Source organism: Pseudomonas sp. s4, assembly GCF_046764235.1.
Classification (GTDB): domain Bacteria; phylum Pseudomonadota; class Gammaproteobacteria; order Pseudomonadales; family Pseudomonadaceae; genus Aquipseudomonas; species Aquipseudomonas asiatica.
In genome coordinates, this window is the sequence record NZ_CP177209.1 from 2,851,446 (window position 1) to 2,867,880 (window position 16,435).

The 16,435-nt window shown below is 62.1% G+C and carries 14 protein-coding genes and 3 pseudogenes; 5 read left to right on the plus strand and 12 right to left on the minus strand.

Features of this window, described 5'->3' with window-relative positions:
• Positions 1-111 precede the first annotated feature (111 nt).
• The 3 genes from ACK56M_RS13470 to ACK56M_RS13480 all read right to left on the minus strand — a co-directional run bounded on the left by ACK56M_RS13470 (position 112) and on the right by ACK56M_RS13480 (position 2,959).
• The gene (locus ACK56M_RS13470) at positions 112-1,482 is read right to left on the minus strand and encodes an IS1182 family transposase (RefSeq protein ID WP_061302315.1); all 1,371 of its coding nucleotides are present in this window, start codon (positions 1,480-1,482) and stop codon (positions 112-114) included.
• A gap of 115 nt (positions 1,483-1,597) precedes the next feature.
• Positions 1,598-2,194, minus strand: a complete 597-nt coding sequence (locus ACK56M_RS13475) for an NADPH-dependent F420 reductase (protein WP_100413911.1) — start codon at positions 2,192-2,194, stop codon at positions 1,598-1,600.
• 12 nt (positions 2,195-2,206) lie between these two features.
• Positions 2,207-2,959 (minus strand): 3-oxoacyl-ACP reductase family protein, encoded by a 753-nt coding sequence (locus ACK56M_RS13480; protein ID WP_061302313.1) that lies wholly within the window; start codon positions 2,957-2,959, stop codon positions 2,207-2,209.
• 110 nt (positions 2,960-3,069) lie between these two features.
• Here ACK56M_RS13480 and ACK56M_RS13485 point away from each other — a divergent pair, with 110 nt between their 5' ends.
• Complete coding sequence (locus ACK56M_RS13485; protein WP_061302312.1) at positions 3,070-4,008, plus strand: LysR family transcriptional regulator; 939 nt, start codon at positions 3,070-3,072, stop codon at positions 4,006-4,008.
• A 611-nt stretch (positions 4,009-4,619) separates the two neighbouring features.
• On the opposite strand, the pseudogene ACK56M_RS13490 reads toward ACK56M_RS13485, so the two are convergent.
• Positions 4,620-5,260, minus strand: a pseudogene (locus ACK56M_RS13490) (efflux RND transporter permease subunit); the annotation flags it as partial.
• A gap of 150 nt (positions 5,261-5,410) precedes the next feature.
• Between ACK56M_RS13490 and ACK56M_RS13495 the strand changes: the two are divergent.
• The 4 genes and pseudogenes from ACK56M_RS13495 to ACK56M_RS13510 all read left to right on the plus strand — a co-directional run bounded on the left by ACK56M_RS13495 (position 5,411) and on the right by ACK56M_RS13510 (position 8,414).
• Positions 5,411-6,501 (plus strand): annotated as a pseudogene (locus ACK56M_RS13495) (VOC family protein).
• Between the two features lie 173 nt (positions 6,502-6,674).
• Positions 6,675-6,989, plus strand: a pseudogene (locus ACK56M_RS13500) (fumarylacetoacetate hydrolase); the annotation flags it as partial.
• Between the two features lie 178 nt (positions 6,990-7,167).
• Positions 7,168-7,443, plus strand: coding sequence for a hypothetical protein (locus tag ACK56M_RS13505; RefSeq protein WP_411959512.1), 276 nt, complete (start codon positions 7,168-7,170; stop codon positions 7,441-7,443).
• A gap of 467 nt (positions 7,444-7,910) precedes the next feature.
• A complete protein-coding gene (locus tag ACK56M_RS13510) occupies positions 7,911-8,414 on the plus strand; it encodes a hypothetical protein (RefSeq protein WP_411959513.1) in 504 nt (167 codons plus the stop codon).
• A 41-nt stretch (positions 8,415-8,455) separates the two neighbouring features.
• Here ACK56M_RS13510 and ACK56M_RS13515 read toward each other — a convergent pair whose 3' ends face one another.
• From ACK56M_RS13515 to ACK56M_RS13550, 8 genes are all read right to left on the minus strand, one after another.
• Positions 8,456-9,097, minus strand: a complete 642-nt coding sequence (locus ACK56M_RS13515) for a helix-turn-helix domain-containing protein (RefSeq protein WP_411959514.1) — start codon at positions 9,095-9,097, stop codon at positions 8,456-8,458.
• Between the two features lie 4 nt (positions 9,098-9,101).
• Positions 9,102-9,266 (minus strand): hypothetical protein, encoded by a 165-nt coding sequence (locus ACK56M_RS13520; protein WP_411959515.1) that lies wholly within the window; start codon positions 9,264-9,266, stop codon positions 9,102-9,104.
• Between the two features lie 1,064 nt (positions 9,267-10,330).
• Positions 10,331-11,023, minus strand: coding sequence for an HAD family hydrolase (locus ACK56M_RS13525; protein WP_411959516.1), 693 nt, complete (start codon positions 11,021-11,023; stop codon positions 10,331-10,333).
• Positions 11,020-11,808, minus strand: a complete 789-nt coding sequence (locus ACK56M_RS13530; protein WP_411959517.1) for a GntR family transcriptional regulator — start codon at positions 11,806-11,808, stop codon at positions 11,020-11,022. Before ACK56M_RS13530 ends, ACK56M_RS13525 begins: the two co-directional genes overlap by 4 nt.
• On the minus strand, positions 11,805-12,401 hold the full coding sequence (pnuC, locus tag ACK56M_RS13535; RefSeq protein ID WP_411959518.1) for a nicotinamide riboside transporter PnuC: 597 nt from the start codon (positions 12,399-12,401) through the stop codon (positions 11,805-11,807). Before pnuC ends, ACK56M_RS13530 begins: the two co-directional genes overlap by 4 nt.
• Positions 12,402-12,420: 19 nt before the next feature.
• The gene (locus ACK56M_RS13540; protein ID WP_411959519.1) at positions 12,421-13,254 is read right to left on the minus strand and encodes a 5'-nucleotidase, lipoprotein e(P4) family; all 834 of its coding nucleotides are present in this window, start codon (positions 13,252-13,254) and stop codon (positions 12,421-12,423) included.
• 9 nt (positions 13,255-13,263) lie between these two features.
• Entirely contained in the window at positions 13,264-15,429 is a 2,166-nt protein-coding gene (locus tag ACK56M_RS13545; RefSeq protein WP_411959520.1) for a TonB-dependent siderophore receptor, read from the minus strand.
• Between the two features lie 120 nt (positions 15,430-15,549).
• Complete coding sequence (locus ACK56M_RS13550; RefSeq protein WP_411959521.1) at positions 15,550-16,428, minus strand: sulfurtransferase; 879 nt, start codon at positions 16,426-16,428, stop codon at positions 15,550-15,552.
• Positions 16,429-16,435: the final 7 nt, after the last annotated feature.

The window sequence follows — 16,435 nt, forward strand, 5'->3', positions numbered from 1 at the left end:
CAGCTTTCGAAGTGGCTGCAAGCCACTTCAAGTTGCCTTTCGGCGTTTCACTGAGCCACCGGGCTCAGGTTTGCTGGTTAATTCGAGGGTTTCTGCTCGCAGTAGGCGTACCTATCCCGTGATCGGTGGGCCGTGAGGCATGAGCTTGGCCATGCGTCGCAGGTTTTGCACCGTCGCGGCCAAGGTGAATTCGTCGGTGGCGCCTGTCAGGCCACGCAGCCGTAAACGGTCGAGTTTCATGATCCGTTTGAGGTGGGCGAACAGCATCTCCACCTTCTTGCGCTCGCAGCGAGAGACGAGGTACTCCGGTGTCTTGGCGATGCGTCGCGCTATGTCGCGAGCAGCCTCATGGATACTGCGGACGATCTTCCGATTCGGCGTATTGGGACAGCACTTGGCTTTCAGCAGGCAGGTGGCGCAGTCGGCTTGGCTGGAGCGGTAGATGATGGTGTTGGCCTTGGTCACCCGCGTTCTCTGTTGGGTGAAGGCGCGCCATTCACTGCGTAGCGGTTTGCCGGCTGGGCAGCAGTATTCCTTGGCCTCCTGATTCCAGTGAAAGTCGTTGCTGGAGAGACTGTCGTCCTTGCGCTCGGTCTTGTCCCACACCGGCACATGCGGCTCGATGTCCTTCTCCTCGACCATCCAGGCCAGCATCGGGGCCGTGCCATAGGCGGTATCGCCGATCAGGCGTTCCGGTGTGAGGTCGAACTGCGCTTCGACGCGCTCGACCATCGTTTTGGTCGACTCGACTTCGGCAGTCCGATGCGCCGGGGTGGCTTCCACATCCAGGATCACGCCGTGCTCGGTGTCGATCAGGTAGTTGGTAGCGTAGGCAAAGAAGGCCGGACCACCTGGCGCGGCGGTCCACCGCGCCTGCGGATCGGTGAGTGAAATTTTCTTGGGCAGGGCTTCGGCCAGCGCCTCTTCATCAAGGGCTTCGAGGTACTCGCGCACGGCGCGGCTGCTGAGCGCCGGATCGCGCCAGTCGACTTCATCGCCCGCCACCCCACGTTGCCGGCTGGCATCCGCCTTGATGATGCTGGCGTCGACGGCGAAGCCTTCGCCCTTGACCAGCCCAGCGGCCATGCAGCGCCGCAGCACCTCATTGAACAACCAGCGGAACAGGCCGCTGTCACGGAAGCGGCCGTGGCGATTCTTCGAGAAGGTCGAGTGATTGGGCACTTCGTCTTCCAGGCCCAGGCGGCAGAACCAGCGGTAGGCCAGGTTCAGGTGCACCTCTTCACACAACCGCCGCTCGGAACGGATGCCGTAGCAGTAGCCGACCACCAGCATGCGCACCATCAACTCCGGATCAATCGATGGTAGCCCGATGGGGCTGTAGAAGTCGGCTAAGTGAGCACGCAGGTCGCTGAGATCCAGGCACTGATCGATGCTGCGCAGGAGGTGTTGGGGCGGGACGTGCTCTTCCAGATTGAACGAGTAGAACAGGCGCGCCTGTCCTCCCGGTAACTGCCCCATCATGCTGCCTGCCCCCACGCTCACTGAGCGCGTGATTTTGCCGGGGGCATGGGGCGGCAGTTACTTTTTCAACATAATCGGCCAAAAGCGGACGCTTGGAGCGCCCGCTGATTGGGGATTAGCCGTGCTTAACCAGGTTAAGTGCCGGTAATGGCCCTCCAGGGAACTGCGCCAGACGCCCTTCGCTTAGGCCTCCCAGATCGATGCCAGCGAAGCCCAGTCGCTCAATTAACGCCCCCACAGTGGCCTTGGCCTCGACATCCTCACCGGAATAGAACAGAACGCGCCGACCGCCTTCGGCCTGCGGATCGCCGCTCAGCAGCGTCGGTGCGAGGTGGTTAAAGGCTTTGACCAAACGCGCTCCAGGTAGCATCCGTTCAACCACTTCGCTCGAACTCTGGCCGCCCAGATCGAAGGGACGGAAGGTCGGCGCCTCGATGGGATTGTTGGTGTCGACCACGATGCGTCCGTTCCAGGGAGGCAGGTTCTCTAGCGCGGCGGGAATTTTCGACCAATTCACCGCGAGAAAGACGATGTCCGCCTGGGCGGCCCGCTCCCGGCTTACCGGTCTGACCTTCGGCCCCAGTTCGTCAGCCAGACTCTGCAAGCTCTCCGGCCCACGGCTGTTGGCAATTTCGACCTCGATACCCGCCTTACTCAGGGCGCGTGCGATGGCACTGCCTATGGCACCAGCGCCGATGATTCCAATCTTCATGTCTGTCTCTCCTCAGGCCGTGAAACCGCCATCTACCAGCAGCTCGGCGCCGCTGACGAAGGCCGCCTCCGGACTGGCCAGCCAGGCAACGGCTGCGGCGATGTCGCGGCCCTCGCCGTAGCGGCCGACAGCAATATTGGGGCGGACGAAATCGGCCACAGGGCCATCCGCTGGGTTCATGTCGCTGTCAGTCGGGCCGGGATGCACGGTGTTGACCGTGATGCCGCGCGGGCCGAGGTCGCGCACCAGGCCACGGCTGAAGCCGGCCAGGGCACCCTTGGTCAGGGTGTAGGCCGAGGCGGTGGCGAAAGCGGCGTACTGCACCATGGAGCTGCCGATGTGGATGATGCGCCCACCGCGGCCCATGTGCTTGAGCGCCTCCTGGGTGGCGACGAACACGCCGGTGACATTCACCGCGAGGATGCGCTGGAAGTCCTCGAAAGCGATCTCCTCCGGTGCGCCGAGCACGCTGATGCCGGCATTGTTGACCAGGATATCCAACCGTCCGAAGGTGCTGGCGACCTGTCGCACAGCGCTGCGTACCGCTTGCGGGTCGCCGGCATCGGCGGCAATCGCCACCGCCCTGCCACCGGCGGCAACTATCTCGCTGACCAGCGCGTCGGCCTTGTCCGGCGATGCGTTGTATGTGATGGCGACACTGGCTCCGTCGGCCGCCAGGCGTTTGGCGATGGCGGCGCCGATGCTACGCGATCCGCCGGTAACCAGTGCGACCTGGCCGTTCAGGGGAAGGTTGGCGTTGTTCATGATGCAGACCTCGTGTGGGTGGTAGGTGTGCTCATGAAATGCCTTTCGCTTTCCACGCAGTAGCGGGTAATGACTAGAATCACCTTCAACTAACGATTGAAGGTTGAGCTATGGAAACCTTGGCAAATTTGGAATCCTTCGTACGCAGCGCCGAGTGCGGTAGCTTCTCCGCAGCCGCACGTCGTCTGGGCCTGACGCCGGCGGCCATCAGTCGCAATGTTGCTCAGCTGGAAACCAATCTCGGCGTACGCCTGTTCCAGCGCAGCACCCGGCGTCTGACCCTGACCGAAGCCGGCGAGCGCTTCCTCGGGAATGTCGGCGGTGGGCTGGAAAGCATCCAGGCAGCGATTGCCGATCTCACCAGCAGCGCCGGTGCACCGGCCGGCCTGCTGCGTGTCTCGGCGGCACCGGCCTTTGGGCGCGACTATCTGCTACCGCTGATGCCTGATTTTCTCGCCCGCTACCCGGCAGTAATGCCGGAATGGCATTTCGACAATCGCCAGGTGGAGCTGATCACTGACGGTTTCGATGCCGCTATTGGCGGCGGTATCGAATTATCAGCCGGTGTGGTCGCACGCGAATTGGCGCCAGCGCATCTGGTACTGGTGGCGTCGCCGGAATATTTGGCCGGGCGATCAGCGCCACGTCGGCCAGAACAGCTAGCGGAGTTCGATCACTTGGGCATGCGGTCGGTTCAGAGCGGCAAGGTGCGCAGCTGGATGCTCCAGAATTCCAAGGGCGAGCGAATCCCGCTGGAGTTACGTCCGCGCATGTTAGTAAACGATCCGCAAGCGCTGTGCCAGAGCACATTGCTCGGGCTGGGGCTGGCTCTGCTGGCCGTACCGGATGTACTGTCGCATCTGCAAAGCGGTGCGCTGCAACGTGTCTTACCGGACTGGTATGTCGATGCCGGCCCCATCTCGCTCTACTTCGCCAGCCAGAAGCTGTTACCAGCCAAAACACGCGCATTCGTTGATCACCTGGTCGAGCACTCCCGTGATTGGCAATGGGGAATACGCTTCGATGCGAGGCTCGCGGCGAGGAGCTAAGGTCCGCTTTTGGCCGATTCTGTTGAAAAAGTCTCTCGGCGATTTCTGCCTGCGAAAGTAGGCGGCCTACGTTGAAATCTGAGCCAATGCAGGTACTGGATTGCCTCAGATTTCGCGTAGCAACGCATCAAACAGGCATTTTTTCAGCTTCGCGCAAGTGGCTCAGGTCGACACCGACTTTTTCAACAGAATCGACCCATAGCGGACATTCGTATCTGAGGTGATCTTTGTGGGAGCGGGTTTACCCGCGAACACGGGCGAAGCCCGTACCATCCTCCGCGTTGCCTGCTTCGCGAGTAAACCCGCTCCCACAGGGTTTGCGCCGGCCTCGAAAAATGAGCAATAGCAGTACTTGCGCAATGGCAGCTTTGGGTCGATTGGGGTCACTCGCGAAGGGCTGCTCCCGGCCCATCGCAGACACTCGCAGAGCCCTAGGAAGCGCGATTAGACCGATGTGATGGTCGACGTGGCTGAACGGCAGATTTTGTGTGTTTATTCATCCTTGGCACAAAAAAAGCGTATTGGCGGTTGAGCACCGCCGGCGTGCGTTCGTTCTATTTATATACCGGCGGTGGAGTTTGGATTGGTAGGGTAGTGCGCAGAATCAACCGTTACCCAGAAACCCTGCCAACCTCGCCGGCCTGAAAATGAGGGATGGCAGGTTCACTGCGTTTTATATTGAACCAGGCAGCGTAAAGAGCAGGAACGAAGAAAATCGTCAGTAGCGTCGCCACGGTCAGTCCCCCCATGATGGCGATCGCCATTGGCCCCCAGAATACACTGCGTGTCAGGGGAATCATCGCGAGCACTGTCGCCAGCGCAGTGAGCATCACCGGGCGCGTCCGGTGAATGGTAGCATCAAGCACTGCGCTCCAGGGATCGCGCCCCTGCTCAGTCTCTGTTTGAACCTGATCGATCAGGATCACCGAGTTACGCATGATCATCCCGCCCAAGGCGATGATTCCCAGAATTGCAACGAACCCCAGTGGCGACTGGAAAACCAGCAGTGCGGGCACGACACCGATCAGGCCGAGGGGGCGGTGAGCACCACCATCCAAATCCGCGAGAAATTCTGAAGCTGCAACATCAGCAGTGTCAGGATGCTGACAAGCATCAGCGGCGCGACTGCCAGCAGGGCCTTGTTGGCCTTGTCGCTTTCCTCGACAGCTCCCCCGACGTCAATTCGGTAGCCCGACGGCAGCTTTGCTTCAATGTCTGTCAACAACGGCTGGAGTTCCTTGGTCACGGATACCTCTGGAAGAAGCCAGGCTGCTGTCAACAAGGGAATTGCCGGTGCTGCCGCCTCTCGACTAAGCGCAGTCGCGTTATCTGAAGATTCTCGCCCCTTTTCATGCCGGGGGTCCGGGAGCGCTCAGCCTCAAGAAACTGGAAAACAACAACAATGAATCAGGACAATGAGACCCCCCGGTTGGCCACGCCACAGCCGTCACCCCATCTGCAGCCAACAGTCAGGGCCAAGGCGCTGACCCACCTGATCTTCCAACGGCCCGACCTGGACAAGGCATCGGGATTTCTGGTGGACTTCGGCCTGATCGTCAGCCAGCGCTGCGCCGACACACTGTACCTGCGCGCAACCGAACCCAGCCCCTACTGTTACCGAATCCACCAGGCGGACGAAGCCCGCTTCATTGGCTTTGGTCTGGCCTGCAATCGCGTGCGAACCTGGAAAAACTCGCGCAAATTCCTGGCGCGTCCTCGGTACAACCTGCGCCCCATCCGGGTGGCGGGTATTTCGTCAGCCTCACCGACCCCTCGGGCTTCATTGTCGAGGCGGTGTACGGACAGCGGCCCAGTCAGGCATTGCCGAGCAGAGCGCCGCTTTCGTGGAACCTGGCCACGGCGCAACAGCGAATCAACGCCACGCAACGCCCATCCATCGCGCCTCCCGAGGTGCTGAAACTGGGCCATATCGTGCTTGAGGTGGCCGCGTACCAAGCAACTTGCGCCTGGTACACGCAGCATTTCGGTTTTATCCCAAGCGATGTCCAGGTTTTGCCCGACGGCTCACCCATTGTCGCCTTCATGCGTCTGGACCTCGGTGACATTCCGGCCGATCACCATACCCTGGCCATCGCACAAGGCTTCATGGCGACCTACAGCCACAGCGCCTATGAAGTGGTTGATGCCGATGCGGTAGGCATGGGGCAGCGCGTTTTGCGAGATCGCGGTTGGGCGCATTCCTGGGGCATCGGCCGGCACATTCTCGGCAGCCAGATCTTCGATTACTGGCAGGACCCATGGGGCGACAAGCACGAGCATTACTGCGACGGCGATGTCTTCACCGCCACATATCCTACCGGAATCCATCCCGAGAGCTCCGAAGCGATGGCCCAATGGGGCCAGCGCATGCCCAGAAGCTTTACCAAGCCCAGGCTCAGCCTGCCCAACCTGGTCACGCTGTTGCGCAACCTTCGGCGCACCCCTGACCTGACGCTACGCAAGTTGATCACGCTCATGCGGATGTTCGGGTAGTGCGTGCCATGCCAGGCAAACCTACGCCTTTCGGCAGGCGCGACATGCTCAAAGCCGCAGCTGTAATGGCAGGCGGCACGTTGACTTACGGCCTGGCCAACGCTTCATCGGAACAACACCAAAGTGCTCGCGCCACTGAGCCCGGGACAAACGCTGCTTCAGGAGTACCTTCCATGTCTGTCGTGCACGTAGTTCGTTATGAGTTCGAGAACGGTATCCACTGGGGCGTGATCCGCCAAGGGCGTATCACGCATGTGCCAGGCACTTTCGCTACCACTGGCGATTTCATCAGCAACAATAGCGTCGAGGCGCTTGCACAGCTGAAGGGCCAGGAACTGTCCGAACAAGAGGTTAAGCTGTTATCGCCTCTCACCCGTAACCAGCAGTTCGTTTGCCAAGGGGCAAACTACCGGCAGCACATGATCGAGTCGGGCATGGACCCTGACGCGAAAAAGTACAACATGATCTTCACCAAGGCGACCAGTTGCACTGCCAGGAAGCCACGGCTTTTCAGCTGCTTCGGCACCTTCTGGCCAGACTGACCAACGCCTCAGGGATGATGTTGGCCCATGCTCAGCTATCCCGGGCGCTCGAGTGCGTTCACCACGAACCTCAGCGCAACTGGGCCGTGACGGAACTCGCCGATCGTTTCGGCATGTCGCTCGGGTGAGCTTTATTACGCACTATCGCGAGACGGTCGATATCACGCCGGCAGATCACCTGGCGAACTGGCGCATCAGCCTGACCCAGAAGCGCCTGCGCGTAGGCCGCACGGTCGCATCCATCCATTCGGGATTCGCATGTATATCACGCTCCGCACTCCCAGGTTGCAAGCAATTCAGGCTTCCGATACCCGCAATTTCATTACAACCAGATCAGCAAGAGTGCAAGTACAAGCACCTGTTGTTCAAGATCGACGAACTCATGCTGGATGCCACATGACCGGGGGGCTATAAGCGACAAGATGCGGGCTCAAGATGCCCTGCTAAGGGGCGATTTGATGGTGCCGCTCGGCGAGGCACTGCGCAGGGGCGGGGTTTATGCACTGTGGCTGCGCGACAGCGGTGTCACCCGTCCCGCCTGCACAGCGGTTAAATCGAGGAGCAGGTGGAAATGACGACCTGACTGGGTTGAAATTGCGGATTTTTAGACCGTTTATTCATTTCAGATATGAAGATAGATCTACATAGAATATCGGTTACTTCGCTTCGGTCGTCATCATGATCCATTGAGTCGTCATAGCGCTTTTTCTGCTGCGTTAGCATCCAAAACATCCTTTATATGCTCTATGTCGGCACTCCCCGCAGCGCAAAGCGCTGCAGCGCCGTCCTGTTGCCTCAGTACCGCATAAGCCTACAATCGCCCTCATCAACTCCACACCCGATCGTCGATTTGAAGAGGATTTCGCCATGATGAACGCAATGCAGATGCCGATGAGCGCCAACATGCCAATGATGCCAATGATGGGCATGCCGATGATGATGGCCACCATGACCTGCAAGATGGTCGAAGACGGCATGATGTGCACCATGAAGCCAGCGGCTGGCATGGACATGGCCGGTTTCCGCAATAATTGCGAAATGATGCAGATGATGATGAACTGCGGCATGCCGATGATGATGCAGTGCGCCAACCTGTGCATGATGGGCATGTCTCAGTCGGCGATGGCCATGAACATGCCGATGATGGGCATGGCGATGCCGATGAATGCCATTGCCATGCCGATGATGAAGTGCATGATGGAATGCACCATGATGGCTGACTCGATGACCTGCAAGATGATGCCGATGGCGGGCATGAGCATGGAAATGATGAACAACTGCTGCATGCTGATGATGAAAATGATGAACGACTGCAGCATGCCGATGATGATGAGCTGCAACGGCATGCCGATGATGTGCTGCACTTGCTGAGCCGTGCTGCTAGCGACCGCTAACTGCGACTGCGCCGCGTATCAGTCGCGGCGCTCCGGGTGGGTGACCACTAGGAAGGCCACCACCTCGCTGTCTACCGGGTTCCGGTAGCGGTGAGGCTGGTCGGCGTAGAACACGATCGAGTCACCGGTCGAGAGCAGGAATCGCTCTTCGTTCACACTGATTTCCAGCGCGCCTTGCGCCACCACCAGATTTTCCTGCACCCCTGGGCCATGCCCGTCTGAATACTCCTCGCCCAACGGATTGATGCGCAGTTCGTAGAATTCCACCTGCCGCGACGTATCATAGGGATACAGCGCCCGACTGACGAAGTGGCCGTTGGCGCTCACCAGGCGCTTGCTTTCGCGTGCCGGCATGAGCGTGACGCCCTCGCATTCGCGGTGCTCGAGAAAAGCCGCCACCGAGACCCGAAGCCCCTTGGCGATCTTGCACAGCACCTTGATCGACGGGACGCTGCGTCCAGACTCGATCTGCGCAAGCATCGCCCTGCTGACGCCGCTGACCCTGGCCAACGCTTCCAGCGACAGCAGGCGTTTGCTACGCAAGCGCTGCAAGTTCTGGGCGACGCGGGGGCCGATGGACTCGTCGTCGCTGCTGTCGATGTCTGTGGGGAGGTTGAGGCTAGGGTCTGTGGAGGTGCTCAGAATCCGAGGGAGACTCATGGTTTCAGGCCTGGCGCGGTGCTTTCGGGACGGCACTTGCGTGGAATCCATGTTGAGCGACCAGGCCGGCTTGCTGCGCGTAAAGCGCCCACATCCAGCGCCCCATCTGCTGCGCGTGCTTGCGTTTGCGGAATAGGGTGAAGTCGATGACGTTATCGGCGTGGCTCATGAAAGATCCTTAGGTTTCTGTAAGGCGTTAACAGAGACTACGAGGTCTTTCTTAGAACAAGAAATAATGATTAAGAATTTGTTAATTCTTTTTTGAGCTAAAGAAAAATATGGCTTGCATCTGGCGCATGATAGAGTCGATCGGCCCCGGAGAGCAGCTCGAGCATTTTATTTCGCACCGAATTCATGTGCGTGCAATCCCATTTGACGCTCGCGCCTGTGACTTGTGGGAAATTGCACCCATTTACACGTTTGCATTCGACATGACCAGCTGTTTGCATTCGACGTAACCAGTCATTTGCATTTGATCTGACCAGACATCCACGTTGGGGCGCAGCCAGGCGCTATCGGTTAGTGGAACGGGGCAAAATCATCGTGTGTGCAACCCAGCTCTAGCATTTGAGGGCGCTGCTGCAGCAGACCTTGGAGTCCTCCACTTACTTATCTTGGTGTTGATTCAGGAGCTAACGGCGCTGCAGATGCAGCCCCCAATAGCGCCCCGAACACGGCGCCAGGAATGACTCCGAGCCCTGTTATGACCACCCCGACCGCCGCCCCGGTCCCAGCGCCGGTCAGCACACCCCGAACGTCGTGGGCGATCACCAGTGCCACCCATTTCTTGTCCAGTTTCCCAGCGAACTCTTTCACGTAGGCGAGGCTGTCTTCGGCGATACTCCCTATCGCCGCGACCACTTCGTTCGCGGCGATCTTTAGTTTCTGCGCCAGGGCCCGCAGTTGTTAACACACATCTTCTAGTCTGTTCGCTCAGCAGTTTCCTGAAGAATGCCCTGAGGGTTTCGGCATTGCCCCTGTCGATGATCTCTTGCTTCACGAGGCTGTCGATCTGCACATCGAAGGCCTTCTGAGTGAACAGCGGCTGACCGCCCAGCAGGCGGGTCGTCTCGTCCAGCATTTTTCGATGGTACTTGCCGATCTCGCTGGGCGGCACTCTCAAGGGGCCGGGCGTGTCGGGTTGCTGCGCCATGCCAGTTGCGGGCAGCAGCGCGACGAGGCCGAGACAGGTGGTGCTAAGCAGGACCAGGCGTCTTCCAACGTGGGTGCCGTTCATTTGAAGCGTTCCTGTCTTCTTCGGCGTCGAGCAATGTGCCGAATCGGGTTGTTCGTCGCTTCTGGTAACGCTAGCAGGTCAGGGGGGGGCAGCCGCGTCACGTCCACTACCGGCAGTCGGCCGCGTCGAGCGGCCTCCAGGCCTTGTTCGCTGTCTTCGAACACCAGGCAACGCGCAGCGGCCAGCCCCAGTTGTCGGGCAGCCTGCAGATGGATAGCGGGATCGGGCTTGGCCTTGCCGACATCGTCGAAGGTCACGATGGCGTCGAACAGCTCGGCCAAGCCCAGGGCGGCCAGCGAATTCAGGACAATTTCCCGAGAGCCGCTGGATGCCACCGCCATGGGCTTCACTCCGGCGAACCGCCTGGCGATTGCAGTCACCTGGGTGATCTCGCACACCTGCCGCGACAGGTTGGCCAGGTAGTGCTGGCGCATCGTCGCCACCGCCCTGGGGCGATCCAGCGTCACTTGGTGGGTGTGCTCGAAATGCGCCATCAGTTGCGTCTCGCACAGGCCGCAGCGGGCGGCGTGCCACGCCGTGTCCATGACCTTGCCAGACTCGGCGAAGGCCGCGCGCCAGGCACTGGCGTAGGCGTGCAGGCTGTCGACCAGGGTACCATCGCAGTCGAAGATCAGGCCGTCGGCGGCTTGCAGCAGCGTTTCCAGTGGGGCGCCGGGCGGATGCTTCATGGCGTATCGACCTGGCCTGGGTAACGGGTTTGCAGCACCACCGCGAGGGCATCCGGGCGCCAGAACTCCTGGTCGAACTCCACCGGCTGGCCGCGTTCGCCGAAGCTCAGGCGCTCAAGGTAGAAACTGCTCGACCCTGGGGAGACTTGCAGCAGGTCGGCCTGAAAGTCGTTCATCGTCTCGGGGTGCATACACAGCTCGCTGCGCGACTGCACGCGGCCGAAGCGTTCGCGCAGCAGGGCGGTCAGCGAGGTGTTGAGGTCGGCGTCGAGCAGCGTGGGGCACCAGTCGGCCACCAGCACGTTGCACTCCAGCAGCACCGGGCGCTGGTCGACCCAGCGGCGGCGTTGCAGGTAGAACACCGGCTCCTCCGGATGCTCCAGGCCCATGCGCTTGGCCAGCCAGGCCCCGGCCGGGCGGCGCTCGGCATGCAGGCACTCGGTGCGTGGTGTGCGGCCCTGGGTGGCGACGTACTCCATGAAGCCGATGATGCTGGTCGGGTCGTAGCGGATGCGTGGGGGGCTGACGTACCAGCCGCGACGGTCCTGGCGGTAGATGATCCCGTCGGTTTCCAGCAGTTGCAGTGCCTGGCGCAGGGTCACGCGGGTACAGCCAAAGCGCTCGGCCAGTTCCCGCTCCGCGGGCAGCTTGCTGTCGGCGGGCAGGCATCCCTTGGCCAGGTCGCCGGCCAGTTGATCGCGGATTCGCAGGTAATGGGGTTGAGTGGCACGCCAGGTGGCCTGGGGTTGCGATTCGCTGACGAACGAGGCGCGAAACGGGTTCATGGCAGCACCTCGGCGCCTGTGGACAGGGGCCGCTGCTGGGCCTGCAGCTCGTTGCGCCAGGTCAGCAGGCCATAGGTGGCCAGTACCACGAAGCCGGCGTACAGGGCGGCGGTTAGTTGCAGGTCCTTGGACAGGAACAGCCCCACGTAGGCGCTGTCGAGCACGATCCACAGCCCCCAGCTGGCCACATACTTGCGCGCCGCCCAGAAGCTGGCCACCAGGCTGAGCGCGCTCAGCAAGGCGTCGATCCACGGCGCCGAGGCATCGGTGTAGCGCTGCATGAGGGCGCCAAGCAGCACCGCGCCGGCCAACCCCGCCGCCAGGCTGACGATCGCCTCGCGGCGCGGCAGACGCTGCACCGCGACCTTGCCGGCAACGCTGTAACCTTGGCTCCAGCGCCACCAGCCGTAACCCTGCAGCACGGCGAAGACCAGTTGCAGCAGCATGTCGCAATACAACTTCACCTCGAAGAAGATCCAGGCGTAGAGCAGCACGGCGACCACGCTCACCGGCCAGCACCAGCGAATGCGTTGGGTGGTCAGCCACACACCGAGGATGTTGAACAGCACGGCGACGATTTCTAACGTTGACATGGGCGCCTCCTGGGCAGCGTCAGTACTGGGGCTTCAAGACCTTGTGCTTGAAGGCGCGTTTCTGTTGTTCCGACAATCCCTCGTGACCCTGGTACGGCGCGCTGTACCAGCTGCCATAGGTGGGGTTGGGCAGCAGGAACCAGCGCTCGCCCAGCCAGCCGAAGTAGGGCCGGGCCGCATCGAGCTGGGCTTGCTGGCTGCCGGTAGTGGCCATGAAGTCGCCGAAGCTGTCGCCCACTTGCATCAACACGCGGGCTTGGGTGCCGACCCACTGGCGGCGGCAGGTCTTGTCCGATCCGCTGGCCTGGCAACCGCCGATCGCGGTGCCCGCGGTGAGGATCTGGGCAGGGCTGTCGATGGGGAAGCCGGCGCGGCGCAGGTTCTTCAGGGTCGCCTGCTCCTGGCCGGGTTCACGGTTGGTCAGGTAGTACGGTGTAATCCCACGGCGCGCCGCTGCCTGCAGGAAGTCCACGGCGCCGGGCAGGGCTGGGGCCTTGGCGCGATCGACCCACAGGTACCAGGCGTCGTAGTCGTACGAGCGGTCTTTGATGATCGCTCGGGCGTTGAGCGGGACGTTGTCCAGCAGGGTTTCGTCGATGTCGACGATCAACGCCGGAGCTAAGCCCTCTAGCGGGCGCGGTGCTTGTGCCAGGGCATCCCAGGCCGGGTCGGCCAAGGCCTGGTCCAGTTGCCGGGTGGCATTGGCGTAGACCTGGCGGAACAGCAGGTCGTGCTCCACCGAGGTCTGGGTCCAGAGCACCGCGTCGAGCTGGTCGTTGGCGGGCGGGTTCTGCTGGCAACCGGTGAGTAGCGCCGCCAGCAGGGCGGCAAGGAGCGGAACGGACCGGGTCATGGTGATTCCTCAGAAATTCACGGTGGCGGACAGGCGGGCGGTGCGCGGTGCACCCTGGAACAGGTAGCCGTCGCCCATGTACTCGCCCACATCGCGCCAGTATCGCTTGTCGAAGAGGTTGTCCACGGTCAGGCGCAGTACCGTTTCATAGCCTTCCAGGTCCAGGGTGTAGCGCGCGCCGGCATCGAACACGGTGTAGCCGTCGACCTTCACGTTGCCGGCCTGGCTTGCATACTTGCTGGCGCTGTAGCGCAGGCCGCCGAGCAGGGCCAGGCCCTTGACGCTGGCGATGCTGTAGTCGGCGTGCAGGCTGGCGCGCACTTTCGGCACGTTGATCGCCTGATGCCCTTCGTAGCTGTCGGTGCCGCTGTCCTCGACCCGGGCGCGGATGGCCGCGGCACTGGCCGCCACCTGCAGTTGCTCGGTCAGGTGCCCGTTGGCGGAAAGCTCGAGGCCGATGTTTTCCTGGTCGCCTTGTTGCACGTAGGTGAAGCTGCCGTCGCCATTGGGGCGCGAATACTGGTAGGCCTTGCTGATGCGAAACAGCGCGGCGCCGAAGCTCAGGCCCTGCCAGTCACGCTTGGCGCCCACCTCCAACTGGCGTGACACCGTTGGCGGCAGGATCTCGTCGGCATTGGTGGTGAACCACGCCGCTTCGCCGCCCAGGGACAGGCCCTTGCTGTAGCTGGTGTACAGCGAGATGTCCGGACGGGGTTTGTAGATCAGTGCCACATTGGGCAGGAATTCCGAGCGCTGGGTATGGCGCGTGGTATTGCCGTCAATGTCGAAGGTCTTCTCGTCCAGGCGTACCTGACGGCCGCCCAGAATGGCCTGCCAGTGTTCGCCGTAGCTCAGCCGATCGCTGAAGAACAGGCCGTATTGACGGCTATCCAGGCGTCGATAGGTATGCCCCAGCGGCGCGCTGCTCGGCGCAAAGTCGGGTACGGGCTGGTAGATATTGGCGGTGCCCACCCATTCATTGACCGCGTCGCGGCGGTCGATGAGCCGGCGCAAGGCGCTGCTGCCAAGGGCCAGCTCATGCTGCAACGGGCCGCTTTCGAAGCGCCCGCTCAGGGTCGCCTGGAGCTCGTCGTTGCGGCGAGTGTCGTCGGGGCTGCGGAAGTCGTAGACATCGTAGTCGCCCTCGGGGCTGAAGTAGTTGGGCACGGCGGAGCTGGCGCAGCTCGGGGCGCCATAGCAGCCCCAGGCGAAGGCACTGTAGTCGTCGATCACCACCCGGCTGCGCGAAGCGCTCAGGTTGGCGCTCCAGTTATCGTCGAAGCGGTACTCGAAGCGGCTGCCAAGGTTGAGCGAGTCGATACCCACCGGTTTCGACCAGTGCTGGTCGGCCAGGCGGTCCTTGGGGTCGATGCCGCTGGGCACCACGTTGCCGCCAAGCAGCTGGTAGCCCGGTACCGAGCGTTGTTCGCGGGTCTGGTATTCGGCATCCAGTTGCAACAGGGCGGCGTCGCTGAGGCTCCAGTCCACGGCCAGGGAGGCGAAATCACGTTTGCCGTCGGAGTTGTCGACGTAGCTGCGGATGTCTTCATGGGCGAAGTTGGCGCGCACGCCCAGGCGATGCTCGCTGTCGAGCCAGCCACCAAGGTCGGTGGCAATGTAGCGCTCGCCCGATTCGTTGGTCGCCACGGTGACCGAGCGCACGTTCTGCGCTCGCTTGGTCACGTAGTTGACCAGGCCGCCCGGCTCGGAAACGCCACTTTGCAAGCCGGAGAGGCCTTTGAGCAGCTCGACCTGCTGCTTGTTTTCCAGCGCGACGTTCTGCTCGCCGGTAATGGTGTTGCCATTGATCTTGTAGCTGTTGGCGGCACTGAGGGAAAACCCGCGGACCACGAAGTTCTCGTAGTAGCCGATCGGTGCATAGCTTTCGCCGGTCGAGGCATCGTTGCTGAGCACTTCGCTGAGCAGCCGGGCCTGGCGATCCTTGAGCAGTTGCTCGGTGAACACCGCGACCGAGGCCGGTGTATCGAGCAGTGGCGCCTCGCCCAGGGTTCCGACCGAGGCCGAGGTGGCCTGGTAGCTGTCGGGCTGCTGGCCCGTCACGGTGACGGTCTCCAGCAGGGTGCTGTCCGCCCAGGCCAGGGCCGGGCTCAATGACAGACTCAGCAGCCCCAGCGCGAGGCCGTGGCGGTGTTGCAGGGGCAAGGATGAAGCCATGAACAAACTCCTGGGTGACCAGCGGCGTGGTACCGAAAAACGGCTAGACGTGTGCTCGCGATGACGCGCGCACGCAGCGGCGACGGTATCTTCGAGCGGGCTCTTGAAAGGGGTGAAAGCTCAGGTCGGAGTTGCTCCGATGGTCATTGGCAACGCAGGGTCGGCGGCCCATTCCTGCAGCGAGCCGTCGTAGATCGAAACGTTCTGGCGCCCAAGGCGCGTGAGGGCCAGGGCAGTGGCAGCGGCGGAGATACCGCCGCCACAGTAGAGGATCAGCGGTTGCTCGCCTTCGAGCAGCGATGGCCCGAGGGCTTGGACCAACGCCTCGGGCGGCAGGTAGCGGCCCTGTTCGTCGAACAACTCGCGGGCCGGTCGGTTGAGGCTACCGGGGATATGGCCGCGTCGGGCATAGCGGGTCACGGCGCTGCCCTCGAACAGCCCTTTGGAGAGTGCGCAGACCAGCGTGCCGGGGGCTTGTCCATCGAGCACGGCCAGCACGTCCTCGCGGCTTGCCCAATACCCGGCTTGAACAGTCGGTGCCGCTGGCGAAGCCGGCTCCCCGACTTGAATCGCTTCGCCTTGGGCCAGAGGCAGATTGGCCTGGCGCCAGGCCTTCAGGCCACCGTCGAGCACCGAGGCGGCTATGCCCATGCTGCGCAGCATCCACCACAGGCGCGCCGCCCAGAAGCCGTCGTGTCGGTCGTAGAGCACGATCTGCCCAGCACCGGTGATGCCCAGGCGCGCCAGTGCCTCCCCGGCAGCCGCCGGCGAGGGCAGGGCGAAGCTGTAGCTCGCCGAGGTATCGGCCAACTCGCGGGTCAGGTCGGCATGGCGTGAGGTCGGGATGTGTTCGGCCAGCCAGGCCGTATAGCCGCTGGCGACACGGTAGTCACCCTCGAACTGCGCGGCGGCGAGCTCCACGCTGGTGTCGAGCACCACGAGCCCCGGCTGTTGCAGGGCCTGTTGCAGGGCATTGGGTGCAATGAGGATGTCGGGCATGGGGGCT

What these genes read in the sequence shown, in the direction of transcription:
- ACK56M_RS13470 (WP_061302315.1), bottom strand. Translation starts at nt 1,482, where the DNA reads ATGATGGGGCAGTTACCGGGAGGACAGGCGCGCCTGTTCTACTCGTTC.
- ACK56M_RS13475 (WP_100413911.1), bottom strand. Translation starts at nt 2,194, where the DNA reads ATGAAGATTGGAATCATCGGCGCTGGTGCCATAGGCAGTGCCATCGCA.
- ACK56M_RS13480 (WP_061302313.1), bottom strand. Translation starts at nt 2,959, where the DNA reads ATGAACAACGCCAACCTTCCCCTGAACGGCCAGGTCGCACTGGTTACC.
- ACK56M_RS13485 (WP_061302312.1), top strand. Translation starts at nt 3,070, where the DNA reads ATGGAAACCTTGGCAAATTTGGAATCCTTCGTACGCAGCGCCGAGTGC.
- ACK56M_RS13510 (WP_411959513.1), top strand. Translation starts at nt 7,911, where the DNA reads ATGATGAACGCAATGCAGATGCCGATGAGCGCCAACATGCCAATGATG.
- ACK56M_RS13515 (WP_411959514.1), bottom strand. Translation starts at nt 9,097, where the DNA reads ATGAGTCTCCCTCGGATTCTGAGCACCTCCACAGACCCTAGCCTCAAC.
- ACK56M_RS13520 (WP_411959515.1), bottom strand. Translation starts at nt 9,266, where the DNA reads ATGAGCCACGCCGATAACGTCATCGACTTCACCCTATTCCGCAAACGC.
- ACK56M_RS13525 (WP_411959516.1), bottom strand. Translation starts at nt 11,023, where the DNA reads ATGAAGCATCCGCCCGGCGCCCCACTGGAAACGCTGCTGCAAGCCGCC.
- ACK56M_RS13530 (WP_411959517.1), bottom strand. Translation starts at nt 11,808, where the DNA reads ATGAACCCGTTTCGCGCCTCGTTCGTCAGCGAATCGCAACCCCAGGCC.
- pnuC (WP_411959518.1), bottom strand. Translation starts at nt 12,401, where the DNA reads ATGTCAACGTTAGAAATCGTCGCCGTGCTGTTCAACATCCTCGGTGTG.
- ACK56M_RS13540 (WP_411959519.1), bottom strand. Translation starts at nt 13,254, where the DNA reads ATGACCCGGTCCGTTCCGCTCCTTGCCGCCCTGCTGGCGGCGCTACTC.
- ACK56M_RS13545 (WP_411959520.1), bottom strand. Translation starts at nt 15,429, where the DNA reads ATGGCTTCATCCTTGCCCCTGCAACACCGCCACGGCCTCGCGCTGGGG.
- ACK56M_RS13550 (WP_411959521.1), bottom strand. Translation starts at nt 16,428, where the DNA reads ATGCCCGACATCCTCATTGCACCCAATGCCCTGCAACAGGCCCTGCAA.